At 67.9% G+C, this 14,088-nt stretch carries 13 protein-coding genes; 5 read left to right on the forward strand and 8 right to left on the reverse strand.

The window, feature by feature from the left end:
- Window positions 1-21 precede the first annotated feature (21 nt).
- Window positions 22-1,422 (reverse strand): carotenoid oxygenase family protein, encoded by a 1,401-nt coding sequence (locus JVH1_RS09070; RefSeq protein ID WP_043781688.1) that lies wholly within the window; start codon window positions 1,420-1,422, stop codon window positions 22-24.
- A 150-nt stretch (window positions 1,423-1,572) separates the two neighbouring features.
- On the opposite strand from JVH1_RS09070, the gene JVH1_RS09075 reads away from it, so the two are divergent.
- The 3 genes from JVH1_RS09075 to JVH1_RS09085 are packed head-to-tail and all read left to right on the forward strand — an operon-like array spanning window position 1,573 to window position 4,048.
- Window positions 1,573-2,835, forward strand: a complete 1,263-nt coding sequence (locus tag JVH1_RS09075; protein WP_011597655.1) for a pyridoxal phosphate-dependent aminotransferase — start codon at window positions 1,573-1,575, stop codon at window positions 2,833-2,835.
- Between the two features lie 56 nt (window positions 2,836-2,891).
- Entirely contained in the window at window positions 2,892-3,611 is a 720-nt protein-coding gene (locus tag JVH1_RS09080) for a helix-turn-helix domain-containing protein (RefSeq protein ID WP_011597654.1), read from the forward strand.
- A complete protein-coding gene (locus JVH1_RS09085; RefSeq protein WP_043781621.1) occupies window positions 3,608-4,048 on the forward strand; it encodes a hypothetical protein in 441 nt (146 codons plus the stop codon). The genes JVH1_RS09080 and JVH1_RS09085 overlap by 4 nt, the downstream gene beginning before the upstream one ends.
- Here the strand turns inward: JVH1_RS09085 and JVH1_RS09090 are convergent.
- Both JVH1_RS09090 and JVH1_RS09095 read right to left on the reverse strand, forming a co-directional pair.
- A complete protein-coding gene (locus JVH1_RS09090) occupies window positions 4,039-5,208 on the reverse strand; it encodes an MAB_1171c family putative transporter (RefSeq protein ID WP_043781619.1) in 1,170 nt (389 codons plus the stop codon). The two genes, JVH1_RS09085 and JVH1_RS09090, sit on opposite strands and share 10 nt — an antisense overlap.
- Window positions 5,209-5,210: 2 nt before the next feature.
- On the reverse strand, window positions 5,211-5,726 hold the full coding sequence (locus JVH1_RS09095) for a hypothetical protein (protein ID WP_043781617.1): 516 nt from the start codon (window positions 5,724-5,726) through the stop codon (window positions 5,211-5,213).
- A 502-nt stretch (window positions 5,727-6,228) separates the two neighbouring features.
- Here JVH1_RS09095 and JVH1_RS09100 point away from each other — a divergent pair.
- Window positions 6,229-7,524, forward strand: a complete 1,296-nt coding sequence (locus JVH1_RS09100; protein WP_237735280.1) for a YibE/F family protein — start codon at window positions 6,229-6,231, stop codon at window positions 7,522-7,524.
- A gap of 11 nt (window positions 7,525-7,535) precedes the next feature.
- Here JVH1_RS09100 and JVH1_RS09105 read toward each other — a convergent pair whose 3' ends face one another.
- The 4 genes from JVH1_RS09105 to JVH1_RS09120 all read right to left on the reverse strand — a co-directional run bounded on the left by JVH1_RS09105 (window position 7,536) and on the right by JVH1_RS09120 (window position 11,759).
- Window positions 7,536-7,760, reverse strand: a complete 225-nt coding sequence (locus tag JVH1_RS09105) for a hypothetical protein (RefSeq protein WP_011597648.1) — start codon at window positions 7,758-7,760, stop codon at window positions 7,536-7,538.
- 59 nt (window positions 7,761-7,819) lie between these two features.
- On the reverse strand, window positions 7,820-9,238 hold the full coding sequence (locus JVH1_RS09110) for an Hsp70 family protein (RefSeq protein WP_051033786.1): 1,419 nt from the start codon (window positions 9,236-9,238) through the stop codon (window positions 7,820-7,822).
- A gap of 115 nt (window positions 9,239-9,353) precedes the next feature.
- Window positions 9,354-10,319, reverse strand: coding sequence for a triacylglycerol lipase (locus JVH1_RS09115; protein WP_043781614.1), 966 nt, complete (start codon window positions 10,317-10,319; stop codon window positions 9,354-9,356).
- A gap of 117 nt (window positions 10,320-10,436) precedes the next feature.
- Window positions 10,437-11,759 carry a UDP-glucose/GDP-mannose dehydrogenase family protein gene (locus JVH1_RS09120; RefSeq protein ID WP_043781611.1) on the reverse strand — a complete coding sequence of 441 codons (1,323 nt, stop codon included), beginning with the start codon at window positions 11,757-11,759 and terminating at the stop codon, window positions 10,437-10,439.
- Between the two features lie 105 nt (window positions 11,760-11,864).
- On the opposite strand from JVH1_RS09120, the gene JVH1_RS09125 reads away from it, so the two are divergent.
- Window positions 11,865-12,383, forward strand: a complete 519-nt coding sequence (locus tag JVH1_RS09125) for a protein-tyrosine-phosphatase (protein WP_011597644.1) — start codon at window positions 11,865-11,867, stop codon at window positions 12,381-12,383.
- Here the strand turns inward: JVH1_RS09125 and JVH1_RS09130 are convergent.
- Window positions 12,348-14,057, reverse strand: a complete 1,710-nt coding sequence (locus JVH1_RS09130) for a polysaccharide biosynthesis tyrosine autokinase (protein WP_043781608.1) — start codon at window positions 14,055-14,057, stop codon at window positions 12,348-12,350. The genes JVH1_RS09125 and JVH1_RS09130 overlap by 36 nt on opposite strands.
- Window positions 14,058-14,088: the final 31 nt, after the last annotated feature.

Below are 14,088 nucleotides of genomic sequence, written 5' to 3' on the forward strand. Positions count from 1 at the left end.
CCGAGGATATTCCGCCGTCCCCTACTCCGCAGGCAGCCACGCGCCGTGCAGGCCCGCCGGAACCCGGATCGGCAGCCGCACCTTCCCGATCGGCCCCGCCCCGGGGTCGTCGGCGGGCAGCACGAAGAACCAGGACGACATGTCGCGCCGGTCGGTGCCGATCATTCCCCAGTACTCGTGCTCGGCGCCGGGCATGAAGATCGGCTCACCCACCGACACGCTCCCCGGATCCCAGTGCGCCTCGGTGCCGCGGGCCGTGTCGAAGAACCACAGCGAATCCTGCCGTCCCTGGCTGCGGTCGAGTTTGCCGACGGTCGCCACCGCCCGGTGCCCTCGGGTGAGCTCGCGGTCGTCGACCCGCGGGAACTCGACGTCGCGGTCGCACACCACCTCTCGTGTCACCCGCCCGCTGTCGGGGTCGACGACGGCGCGAACCAGGGAGCCGAGCGACGGAGACGGGGCCTTCGCGAATCCACCGGGATACGTCCACTCCACGTAGTCGACGCTCACCCTCCCGTCGGGCAGATCGAAGGCGTTCGCGAAATGCCACACCCAGTACGCGTCGTGCATCGACCACCGGACCGGACCGCCGTCGCGGGGCACCAGCGCGATCCTCGTGCCGTCCTCCGGCCGCCAGTCGAGCACGGACCCGCCGGTCAGGACGGCGGCGATGTCGAAGACCAGCGGGCACAGCATCAGAACGATGTAGCGCTCGGTCAGTGCCATGTCGTGGATCATCAGCGGGGTGTCCGCGCCCTCGACCACGGTCGGTGTCCGCGCGACCGAGCCGTCGGGGTTGACCACCGACCACGTCAGGTACGGGGCCTCGAGCATGTAGTTGAACAGCACCATCTGTCCGGTGAGCGGGTCGATCTTGGGGTGCGCGGTGCTCCCCACACCCATGGCGCCGTCACAGTTCTCCCGTCCCAGTGTGCTCAGGTCGGCGGGGTCGAGGCGGAAGGGCAGCGTGGTCTCGGCCATCGCGAGCAGCCGTCCGCCGTGCCGGACGATGTTGATGTCGGGCAGCTCGCGCGACGTGCCCGCGAGTTCGGGGCCGACTTCGTCCTCCGTCGGTGTGTAGAGGTCGGTGACCCCGGGCCAGATGACGTGCCCGGCCTTCTCCTCCGCCTGCACCATCGGGGTTCGGACGAAGCGGTTGGTGTACCGGGCCGTGCCGTCGGCCATTTCGATTCGGTGGACCATGCCGTCGCCGTCGAGCGGGTAGACGTACGTGCCGATCGGGTCGAACCGCGGGTTGGGACCGTTGCGCAGATAGGCGCCGTGCAGATCGGCGGGCAGCTCGCCGATCACCTCGAGACCCCGGACGTCCACCTCCTCCCGTTGCGGCGCGAACACCCCGACGAGATGGCTGTGGTGCGCGATGTCGACAGGTCCGGGACGACGGGATACCGGTGCTGACATGTTCGTCATTCCCTCCGGGCGCGGTGAACACGAGACGGATCCGACCCCCTCTCGAGGGTACGGCGGCCACCTGCGCGGGCGGGGTGTTTCGACGACGCGCCGGCGGTCCTGTACCCACCAGTAGAAATCCGGTTGCCCGGGAGTGGGAGAATGACGCTCGTGAGCAACCCAGACCACGGCCATCACCGCAAGCCGCACCGCAAGCTGGAGCAGTCCACCAAGCTTCAGAACGTGCTCTACGAGATTCGTGGACCGGTACATGCCCACGCCGCCCGGCTGGAGGCGGAAGGCCACCGGATCCTCAAGCTCAACATCGGCAACCCCGCGCCGTTCGGTTTCGACGCGCCGGACGTGATCATGCGCGACATGATCGCCGCGCTCCCGTACGCGCAGGGGTATTCCGAGTCCAAGGGCATCCTGTCGGCGCGGCGCGCGATCGTCACGCGCTACGAGCTGGTCGCCGGGTTCCCCGAACTCGACGTCGACGACATCTACCTGGGCAACGGTGTGTCCGAGCTCATCACGATGACGATGCAGGCGCTCCTCGACAACGGCGACGAGGTGCTGATCCCGGCACCGGACTACCCGCTGTGGACGGCGATGACGAGCCTCGCCGGCGGCACCCCGGTGCACTACCTGTGCGACGAGGGCAACGACTGGAACCCCGACATCGCGGACATCGAGTCGAAGATCACCGACAAGACCAAGGCGCTGCTCGTCATCAACCCGAACAATCCGACGGGTGCGGTGTACTCGATGGAGGTGCTGCAGCAGCTCGTCGACCTGGCGCGCAAGCATCAGCTGCTGCTTCTCGCGGACGAGATCTACGACAAGATCCTCTACGACGACGCCAAACACATCTCACTCGCCACGCTGGCCCCGGACCTGCTGTGCCTGACGTTCAACGGCCTGTCGAAGGCGTACCGCGTCGCCGGCTACCGGTCCGGTTGGGTGGCCATCACGGGCCCGAAGGAACACGCCGCGGGTTTCCTCGAGGGACTCGACCTGCTCGCATCGACGCGTCTGTGCCCGAACGTGCCCGGTCAGCACGCCATCCAGGTGGCGCTCGGTGGGCACCAGAGCATCGAAGACCTGATCCTGCCGGGTGGGCGACTGCTCGAGCAGCGTGATGTGGCGTGGGAACGCCTCAACATGATTCCCGGTGTCTCCTGCGTGAAGCCGAAGGGCGCGCTGTACGCATTCCCCCGCCTCGACCCGAACGTGTACGAGATCTACGACGACGAGAAGCTGGTCCAGGACCTTCTGCTGCAGGAGAAGATCCTGATGGTCCAGGGCACCGGCTTCAACTGGCCGGACCACGACCATCTCCGCATCGTGACGTTACCGTGGGCGCGTGATCTCGCTGTCGCCATCGAGCGGTTCGGAAATTTCCTCACCAGCTACAAGCAGTAGGATCGAGACACAGCAAGCGACACGCGCGTCGCTTGCGTGTCTCCTGGGGGAAAAGCATGGTCACCAGCACCCGCGCGCGTTTCGGACAATTCGTCCACCGGCGACGGCGTTTGCTGAACCTCACACAGGACGAGGTCACGGCCGCGGGTGGCCCGTCCGACGCAGCTCAGACGCGCGCCGAGAACGGGACCGGCCCGGATCCGAGCATCGAGACCCTCCGCAAACTGGACGTCGCGCTCCGCTGGGCTCCGGGCAGCGCGGCCCGCACCCTCGACGGCGGTCATCCGACCCCGCTCGAGGCGCTCGACGGGGAGGACCGGTCGCCGGCCGCGCGCCCGCTGACGCTCGGGCCGTCGGAGATTCCCCTGGATCTGGACACGATCATCGAGATCCTGGGGCCGCACACCCAGATCACCAAGCTGAGCGCGGCGCATCCCGAGGTTCCGGGGCTGGCCGAGGCAGCGGGGGAACTGAGCCGGGTTGTCTCGAAGATCACCGGCGCGTACGTGACGCGGTTGCTGGAAGTCAACGGAGGACCCACCGGACCACGCCAACCCCTGGTGGAATTCGCGTTCGGTCACCTGCTGGAGGAACCGACCACGGTCACCGACCCGCGTGAACTCGAGGAAGCGCGGTATCGCCGCTTCCTCTACGGCCGGGGAGAGGATCTCGACGCGGCCACCCGGGAGCGCTTCTGGCGTCGATGGGAGGACGCGGTGAAACTCGTGGCCACCGAGGATCCCGAACGCAGCGGAGACGCGGAGGTGAACGCATGAACGGCGTGCCACTGTCGGTGCGGGTCAATCGCCTCTTCGCGCTGGCCCACGACCTCGACGGTCCCGAACCGGGTGACGACACCGTCGCCGCGGGTGTGTCGCGGATACTCGGCCGTCCCGTCGAGCCGTCCGAGATCGAGTCCCTGCGCAGAAACGATCACCACGCGCCCGAGCCCGACGTCCTGCGGGCGGTCGCGCAGCACTTCCATGCCCCCGAGCAGTACCTCGCCGCCGACGGCTACCACGACTACGACACGCTGGTCCGTTTCAAGATCGCGGTCCGCGAGGCCGGCGTCCGGCACCTGTCGATGCGATCGCTCGATGCGTCCGCGGAGCCGACCACGGCGGAGATGGAATCGCTGATTCCCCTTCTGGAAAATCTGCGGCGGAGTCACGGACCGCTGCCGGTCGCGGCGCCGGACCCTCGTCAGACCTGAGCGGGGACGCGCGCCGACGGGTCGGCGGGGCCGCCGAACGGAGGGAGGCGACGCGCCCACAGTTCGGCCGCCACGTGCTCGGCGTCCCGCCAGTGATCGGCCAGCCGGGCCAGCTCCCACGGTTCGCCGCCCGGCTGTGACAACTCCGATTGCGTCGAGGCGACCGGTGGGTGACCGGCCGCGCGGGCGAGGCAGGCGAGGTGTAGTCGGGTGGCCGCGGCGCGGGCGGGTGGTGCGGTCGGGTTGCCGACGTCGCCGGGCAGATACCGATCGACGACGAGGATCGCGTCGCGGATCTCTACCTCCATGCGATCCCGGCGGGCACGCGCAGACAGTGCCCCGCGGTCCTCGGGACGAAGTTCGAACACGACCTCGGGGACCGCCGCGGTGAGCGTCCGCCATACCGGTAGCAGTCGCCGGGCGCTGAGTCCGGACCGGTACCGCCGGTGAAGCCCTCGCAGTACTGGACCGAGCGCGATGACGGCACCGGCGGCGACCACGAGCAGCCGCAGGAAAACGCCCGCCTCGGCGTGGCTCTCGGTGACGGCGTCGTCGGCGGCGGAGGTTCGCATCACCCCATCGATGATGATGACGACCATGCTCACCACCTCGAACACCGACAGCGCGATGACCGCAGCGAAGACCCACCGGTCCCGCCCCGACGCCGCGGCGCGGACACTTCTGATCGAGATCCCCGCGATGAGTAGCGACGCGAGGAGGATCGGGAGCGCATAGGCGATGCAGAAGGCGGTGTATTGCCATCCGCCCGCCTCCTTCACTCCGACACCCTGCGCGCGTGCGGGGCCGCTGAGCACGATCAGCGCCGCGGCAGGCAGGACGGCGACTGCGAGTGTGACGGCGTGGATCCGCCGGAACCGGTCGGGACCGAACGCCCAGGTCGAGAACAGACTGATCAGCGACGCCGCGGTGAAGATGATGCACGCGTTGCCGAGCGGGCTCGAGATCCCGGCGCCGAATATCCCGTCCACGATGTCACGTACCCACTGCCGACGTAGGGCGACGGACAGGGAAGCGAAGACGAGCGCCGCGTTGATCCGCCGCTCGGCAACAGTGGACCGGACGAAAACCAGCCGCAGCGCCGTGGTGCCCCAAATCAGTGCAAGGAGTGACCAACTGACGAATCCCGGTGGCGTGTACACGGTCAGAAGGACCCGAGAATCCGGGAGGCACGGGGGTCCGTCGTCGCAGCGGACATGTTACGACTTCGGCGGGCCATGAGGAGCGTGGCCAGCAACTCGGCCTCGTACTCCTGCGCGCTGGAATAGTTCGATCGTCCGAGAGCCGTGACGACGCTCGAGGGGGCGATCGACGGCGCGGCCGTCGACAGCGCCGTGGTGTCCACCGACCGATCACCGAGTGCCGCGCGATCGTGGCCCAGCACCATGTGTGCCAGTTCGTGGCAGATGATGTGGGTGGCGTGCACGTCCGACGTCCCTGCTGCGTACAGGATCACGTCGTCCTCGGCCCTCGCGAGCCAGAGACCGGAATGACCGCCGTGGACCAGGGCGTGCGAGACCGGGACCAGGTGAATCGGGCGTCCACGACGGGCTGCGACGCCGGCGACGAGCTGATCCCTGTTCCAGGGCACCGGAATACCCATCTCCGCCACGATCCGGCGAAGATGGTTGCTGGATCGCGACTGCCGCGAGATTCGCACTGGAACACCTCCGAACGGCCATAATCGTAGGCCGTCGGGGTGCGAGGTCACGACATGTGGGCGATTTCACCTACCCGGTTGACGAATACCCCTACCGTGTCGGTAGATTGGCAACCGGCACCTCGAGTGCCTCGAGCACCTGTCGCCCCTCCCCCCCTGTGGGCGCCAGGTTGGTGGCGGGGTCAACCCCCCCTGTACCCCGCCACCCAGCTCGGCAAATCTCTCCACGCAGCGGCTCGTCGTCCGCGGAACACACCCCTCGTTCGGAGTTCCGGACACCCCTGCGTGGAGTTCGGCGTTCGCTGCAGATTAGCTGCTGCGTGCCATGCTTGGATATCTAATCACACCGGCGACATATAAGCGACACGAGAGCAATACGAGCCTGACAGTTCGGCAACACTGGCACCGCACGCCACTTCCGTCACAGCGTCGCCGGTCGCCGTCCGACTACCCTGTCGTGCGTGCCGAGACAATCCCCCCAGCAGCCGACGCGATGCGGCCGATGAGCGAATTCCACGGACACGGCCACGGACACGGCCACAGCGGCGGACCGGCTCCGATGGGGCCCGTGGCCGCCAAGGTGGTCGTCGGGCTCCTCGTCGCCATCGGCGTCGCGGTGCTCATCGGCGTTATCGCGTTGTGGCCCGGCAAGCCGGGCGTCGACGTCGAACAGCCCTTCCAGAGCGCCCAGGGCGGTGCGGTCGTCACGGAGTCGGGCACGGTCACGATGCAGAACATCGGCGACTGCGGAAGTCCGTCGGCCGGGCACGTCTTCACCGGCACCCCGCTGCCGCCGCCCGCCGGCGCGTACGAGTGCCAGCGCAGCATCGTCGACATCGAGTCCGGTCCCAATACCGGCACCCAGACGCTCCTCGAGATCATTCCCGGCCCCGGGCAGCCCGACCTCCGGGTGGGCGAGAGCATCCGGTTGTCCCGCCAGACGGACGTGAACGGCACGACGGAGTACTCGTTCGAGGACTACGCCCGCGGCCTGCCCGTCACCCTCATCGCACTCACGTTCGCCGCCGTCGTGATCGCGGTCGCGCGCTGGCGCGGATTCCGGGCGCTCGTCGGCATCGTCGTCTCGTTCGGCGTGCTCGTCCTGTTCACGCTCCCGGCCCTCCTGGACGGAAAGCCCGCGATCCCGGTGGCTCTCGTCTCGGGCGCGGTGATCCTGTATGCCGTGCTGTACCTCGCGCACGGTGTCTCCCTGCGAACGAGTTCGGCGTTGCTGGGCACTCTCGCGTCGATGCTGGTGGCCGCGATCCTGTCCTACGCCACCATCGAGATGACTCGTCTGACAGGGCTTTCCGAGGAACAGAACACCAACGTACAGACGTACATACAGCACGTCAGCATCACCGGGCTCCTGCTGGCCGGGTTCATCATCGGCTCGCTGGGTGTGCTCAACGACGTCACCATCACGCAGGCGGCATCGGCGTTCGAACTGGCGTCGCTGGACCCCGACGCGTCCCGGCGTCAGATCTTCGGTTCGGCGATGCGCGTCGGTCGCGATCACATCGCCAGCACCGTCTACACCCTGGTCCTCGCGTATGCCGGCGGGGCGTTGCCGCTGCTGTTGCTGTTCAGTGTGGCGGGGCGGTCGATCCAGGACGTGCTGCTCAGTGATGCCGTGGCCATCGAGATCGTGCGTTCGGCGGTCGGTGGCATCGCCCTGGCACTGTCGGTTCCGCTGACCACCGCGATCGCGGTGATGCTGGCACGTCCGATCGGCGCGGGTCCCTCCGGCGGGGCGCCCGCGATCAAGCCGTCACGCGGTGGCCGCCATTCCAAGTAGCGCGGCGACCGCTAGCTGAAGACGCCGAACTCCCGGAGGACGATGAAGATGATGGCGATGACCATCAGCGCGTAGACGGTCAGCATCGTCACTTTGGCCGCATGCTCGCTGGTGGGCGGGAACATCTTCAGGATCGGCTTGGAGTAGGCGACGAGCCGGCGCGTGTCTGCCGGCGAGGCCGCCGAGGGCCTGGGAACGTTGGGAGTGCTGTGGAACTCCGCTGGATTTGCAGTCACTGCACACATCCTCTCTACGCCGGAACCATTCCCATCGTAGGCCCGGAGAACGGCGGCGACTACGTTCCGGGGAACCTGGGGAGTTCGGGCAGTTGGAGCGGCGGCAACTGAATCTGCGGCAGACCGGGGAACAGCGGCGCGGGCGGTGGGGCCGGCGGTGCGGGCGCCGGTTCGGGAATCCGGATCTGCGACGCCGTCTGGACCGGCGCTTCGACGGCCTCGGACGTCGGAGGCGGCGGGGGCGTCGTCGCCGACGGTGTGGCCACCTCGGTGACGACCGGCGATTCGGTGGTGAGTTGTGTGGTCACCGGCTGAGACGAGCCCTCGGTGCGGGCCAGCAGGTTCTTGCCGTACCCGAGCCCGAGACCGATCACCGCGACCACGGCGAGTGCGCTGCCCGCCAGCGCGGCCCCCCGGATCTGGGGCTTGGCCACCTGCTGACTCGGCGGCGGCGCGGCGGCGCTCAGCCAGGACGGAGTACTCGACGGCGCACCGGTGCGTGCGACGGTCGCGCTCGGAGCCTGGTAGGTGGCGACGACTGTGTCCGGTGCGGACTGCGGTGTGTAGGGCGGCGGGATGACCCTGACGACCTCGGCGGGTGGCTGCACCACCTGCTGGGCGAGCAGCGCAGCACCCTGTGCCGCAACGAGTTCCGGGTGATCGGGAACGACGACCGGCAACCCGAGCCACGACTGCAGCACCGACCGCACGAGGGGAATGCGGGCACCGCCGCCGATGAGCACCACGACGTCGGGGGTTCGTCCCGACCTCGTGATGACGTCGCGGGCGAGGCGTGCCGAGGATTCGACGGTGACACCGATCAGCGCGTCGAAGACGTCGCGGGACAGCAACAGCAGCCCGCCGTCACCGGGCACCGCGACGGCGCCGCCGGTGGACAGCCGCTCTTTCGCCTCACGACAGCGGAGGTCGAGCGCGAGCCCGGCTGCCGCGTCGCCGGGCTCCTCGATCCGCTTGTTCTCCAACTGGTTGTCGCGGATCAGCCGGTCGAAGACGTCTCCGCTCACCGTGTCGGTGCGGACCGTCTCCATCACCTCCCCCGTCGCCCGGTCGACGACACTCACGGTGAGTCCGGAGCTGCCCAGGTCGTAGAACAGGAGCGTCGCATGGTCGCCGAGGGCGCCCGAGACGTCGAGGAACTTCAGTGCCGCCGACGCTTCGGTGACGAGCTGGTAGTTGGCGAGTTGCTGCCGGGCCATCGCCGCCTGGACGGCGCCTGCCTGGGCTTCGTCGCGGTAGGCGACCCCGGTGGCTCGGACCTGCCCGGCGTCGGGTGCCCCGGCGAGGACGACGCCGATCGATTCGGCGGCGAGTTCCTCCGGTAGGTCCCGCCCCGCGGCGACGACCTGGGCCCGGAAATCGGGGAGGAGCCGGCTCCCGGCGTCGTCACGGTTCACGGAGTCGGGTCGTGCCAAGCGCACCGCGCTCGCACCGACCGACACACCTAGAACCGAACTCATGGGCCGCCTGACTCGACTGTGCACGGGTTCGATCCGGAATCCCCCCACTCCATGGCCCGCAGTCTAGCGAAGCGGTCCGACGGGGCAACCGAGCAACCGTTCGGCGCGAGGCAACTCAGAAATTGCTCGCGATGATCACTCCCGCGATGCCCGTGCCCAGCGGCACGAACGTGCACGGCGGCACGATCGCGTGTGCAGGATCGAGCGCATTGAGTACCAGTTGCTGCGAGAACGGGTCGTAGGGCAGGTTGAAATGTCCGGTCTGATCGAGCGGGCACAGGTCCTGGACGAGGATGTTGGTGGCACCGGGGTCGTGCAGCGCGACGTTGGTGTACGGCTGGATCACCTCGTCGTACCGCGTGCCGATCGTGGTGTATTCGACGCCGGGGACGGTGTCACCGCCCGCATTGAGCGCGGTGAGGAACGGCGATCCCTGCACCTGCTCGGCGAGGGCCTCCGAACCGATCCCCACTATCAACTCGTTGCCGCCGGGCAGCGTCTGCAAAGCCGTCGCGATCCCGAAGAACGTTCCACCGTAGGACGGCGACGCGAGACCGACCCAGCGGTTCACCTTCGAGGCCCCGCCGAGCCTGTTGATGTAGTACCGGGCCACCGTCGCGCCCTGCGAGTGCCCGACCAGGTCGACCTCGTCCGCACCGGTTGAGGCCAGTACGTCGTCGACGAACACCTCGAGTTCGGCCGCCCCGTCGGTCATGGTCTGCATCCCGAAGTGTTCGGTACCGGGTTTCCGTCCGTAGTTGAGGGCGTACACGCAGTAGCCGGCGGCCTTCAGTTTCGGGCTCAACCCGGCCCAGTTCGAGTACGCACTGCCGTCGCTGCCGTGAACGAGAATCACGGGGTGGGGGTGCGCGGGACCGGGGCGGCACGAGAAATCGTTGGTCCCGGGCGGCGCAGAATGCGGATGGTGCTTCGCGTAGGAGATCGCCGAACCGGCGTCGGATTGCGCCGGCCCCGGCAGGGTCGGTACTTCAGCCGCCTGAGCCGGGGCGACCCCGAGCGCACAGATACAGACAACGGCAGCGAGGAATGCGAATCGGGATCCGTGACGTGCCTTCCACATCGCCAGCCCTCCGTTGCGATTGAGGCTGACGCTACCGCCCGCGATGTTCCCGGGAGCGGAGATCGTCAACCCGTTATCGCAGGCGACCGCAAGGTCACAAACCGTTATCCGAGCGCGCTATCCCTTCCCGAGACCTCGATAGACCCACCCGGCGGTGCGCCAGTCCGCGGCGTCGAGACAGTTGCGGCCGTCGACCATCACCCGGGCCCGGACCACATCGTTCAAATCCTCCGGTTTCAGGGCCACGAACTCCGCCCACTCGGTGAGCAGCAGCACCGCGTCGGCGTTGTCACATGCCTCGACCGCCGACGTCGCGTAGTTCAGCGTCGGGAACAGTCTGCGCGAGTTGTCCAGGGCTTTCGGGTCGTAGACGCTGACCACCGCCCCGTGCAACTGCATCATCCCCGCCACGTTGAGTGCCGGCGAGTCGCGGACGTCGTCGGATTCGGGTTTGAAGGCCGCGCCGAGCACGGCGACGTTGGCGCCGAGCAGCGAACCTCCGCACACCTGTGCCGCCAACTCCACCATCCGGGTGCGGCGCCGCATGTTGATGCTGTCGACCTCCCGGAGGAAGTGCAGGGCCTGGTTCGCGCCCAGCTCACCGGCCCGCGCCATGAAGGCGCGGATGTCCTTGGGCAGGCAGCCGCCGCCGAACCCGAGACCGGCGTTGAGGAATCGCCGGCCGATCCGCGCGTCGTATCCCAGGGCGTCGGCAAGCTGGGTGACGTCGGCGCCGGTGGCCTCGCACACCTCGGAGATGGCGTTGATGAACGAGATCTTGGTGGCGAGGAACGCGTTGGCCGAGACCTTCACCAGTTCCGCGGTGGCAAGGTCGGTGACCAGGAACGGAATGTCCTCGCCGAGCAGTCGGGCATACAGTTCACGCAACTCGGTCTCCGCGCGTCCGGGGCGTTGCCGGTCCACACCCAGCACCATCCGGTCGGGGTGCAGCGTGTCCTCGACGGCGAAGCCCTCCCGCAGGAACTCCGGATTCCACGCCACCTCCACGGCGTCACCCGCCGGCGCAAGCGCCCGGGCCCGCGCACCCAACTCCGCCGCCGTCCCGACGGGAACGGTCGACTTGCCGACGATGACGGCGGGACGATCGAGCAGCGGCGCGAGGGTGTCGATCACCGAGTGCACGTGCCGCAGGTCCGCGGCGTACTCCCCCTTCTTCTGCGGGGTGCCGACACCGAGAAAGTGGAGGTCCGCGAACTCGGCGGCCTCGCTGTACGACGTGGTGAAGTGCAGTCGACCGGCGTCGATGTTCCGGCGCAGCACCTCCCCCAGCCCGGGCTCGTAGAACGGGACCTCCCCGGAGGAGAGCTTCGCCACTTTTCCGGGATCGATGTCGACGCCCAGGACCTCATGGCCCAGTTCCGCCATGCAGGCGGCGTGGGTGGCTCCCAGGTATCCGGTTCCAAACACGGTGCAGCGCATGCACCCTTGATAACCAGCGCAGGTGAGCGCGATATTTACCCGACTGATGTTCGAAGCCAACAGTGCGTGTACGAACGGTGCGAGGCGAGACCCTATGCTTCGCCCATGCATGTTCTCTTCGTCTGCACCGGAAACGTCTGTCGCTCCCCAACGGCTGAGCGCCTCGCAGTGGCATACGCCGAGGAGCTCGGGATCACCGATCTGACTGCCGAAAGTGCAGGTACCCGCGCCGCGGTCGGACGCCCGATGGAACCGACGGCCGCGCAAGTCCTCGAAGGGCTCGGCGGTGATCCGAGCGATTTCACCGCGCGGATGCTCACCGCCGATCTGGCGGCGGACGCCGATCTGGTGTTGACGATGACCGAGCGTCAGCGCGAGAAGGTGCTGGCGCTGGCCCCGGAGCAGCTGAAGAAGACGTTCACGCTCCGGGAAGCGGCTCGGCTCGCGGAAGCAGCGGATGCAAAGTCGGTGGCCGACCTGGCTGCGGCACGTCCCAAACACAAGGCCGACGAGACCCCGGAAGACGTTCCGGACCCGATGGGGCAGGACGAGGACACATTCCTCACCATCGGGTCCGAGATCGCCGATCTACTGGGTGTGGTCGCGCGGAGCGTCCGTCTCTGACCAAGCTTCCTGGTCGTCGCGGTAGCGGCGGGTGCGTCTCGGTGCGGGGGGCACCGGCGCGCCCGCCTGCTGCTCGTTGCCGTAGTGGTCGGCACCGCCGTACCACTGCTGACTCTGGTCGCCCTGGTAGGCCGGGGCGCCCTGATAGGCGGGCACTTCCTGCTGATCTCCCCCGTTCGGACCGTACTGGTGCGGCGGGTACTCGTCGCGAACGTACGGGGCCGGCTGCTGGGGTGCCGGCTGCTGGGGTGCCTGGTGCTGAGGGGGCTGCTGCTGCACGGGCGGCTGCACGGCGGCGGCCTGCTGCATCTGCGGCAGAGACTTGTCGGTCTCGTAGTAGTACTTGTACTCGTAGACGCCCCGCCCGCGGCTCGGCGTCATCGTGATGATCGTTCCGAGGATGGTTGCCCCTACGCTGTGCAGGTTGCCCACCGCCCTCGACAGCTGATCCCGCTTGGTTTCGGCGTGCCGTGCGATGACCAGCGCGCCGTCCGACATTGCGGTCAGCACGGTCGCGTCGGTGACGGGCAGCAGCGGTGACGCGTCGACGATCACGTAGTCGAAACGCCCCCGCAGATCGGCCAGCACCTGGCGGGCCGTCTCCGTTCCGAGGAGCTCACTCGGGTTCGGCGGGATCGGTCCGGATGCCAGGACCGTGAGACCCGAGTACTGCGTCGGCTGGAGCACGGCGTCGAGGTCGGCCTTGCCGGCGAGGACGCTGCTGAGACCGACGGAACCGACGACGCCGAGGTACTTCGACACCCGCGGCTTGCGGAGGTCGCCCTCGACCAGGCACACGTTCTGGCCGCCCTCCGCCAGCACGAGCGCGATGTTGATGGCGGTCGTGGTCTTGCCCTCGGTGGGCAGCGAACTGGTGACGATGATGACACGCGGCGGGTTGTCGACTTCGAGGAACTGCAGGTTGGTCCGCAGCTCGCGGTAGGACTCGGCGCTCGACGAGTGGCCTTCAGCGAAGTTGATGGCCTGCTGTGTCTGCCGGTCCTTGTCGAACGGGATGGTGCCGATCAGTGCCGACCCGGCGAGTTCCTCGACGGTGCGCCGGTCCTTGACCGTGTTGTCGAGGCGATCACGCAGGACTGCCAGCGCAATGCCGAGGAGCAATCCCACCGCTGCACCCAGCGCCAGGTTGCGCATGGTCTTTGGGGAGACCGCCACCGTCGGCGTCTGTGCCTGCTGCTCGACGACGACGCGCGCCGCCGGGGCGCCGCCACGCTCGGGCGTTTCCAATTCTCTTGCCATGACGACGAACTCGTCGGACAGGGCGTTGGCGATGTCGCGGGCGCGTTCCGGCGACGGATCCTGCACCTTGACGTCGATCAGGACGGTGTCCGGCGCGGAGCTGGCCTTCACTTGGGATGCGAGTGCGGGCGCCGTCATGTCGAGGCCGAGCTTGTCGATGGTTCGCTGCGCGAGATTTTCACCGGTGAGCAGCTTGGTGTAGGACGTCACTCGCTGCTGCGAGAACAGGTTGCCCTGGTATATCTCGTTGACTGATGCCCCGGACGAGGTGGAGACGAACATACGGGTCGACGCCTCATACATCGGCGTGGTGAGTAGTGATGCTCCCAGCGCGCCGAGAATAGCGACCACGGTGGTGATCGCGATGATTTTCCATCGTGACTGCAGAATTCGCAGGTAGTCCTGAATTTCCATTATCGAGTCTCCCATCGACTTCACGCTCGGG

Source organism: Rhodococcus sp. JVH1, assembly GCF_000280725.2.
Taxonomy (GTDB): Bacteria; Actinomycetota; Actinomycetes; order Mycobacteriales; family Mycobacteriaceae; genus Rhodococcus_F; species Rhodococcus_F jostii_A.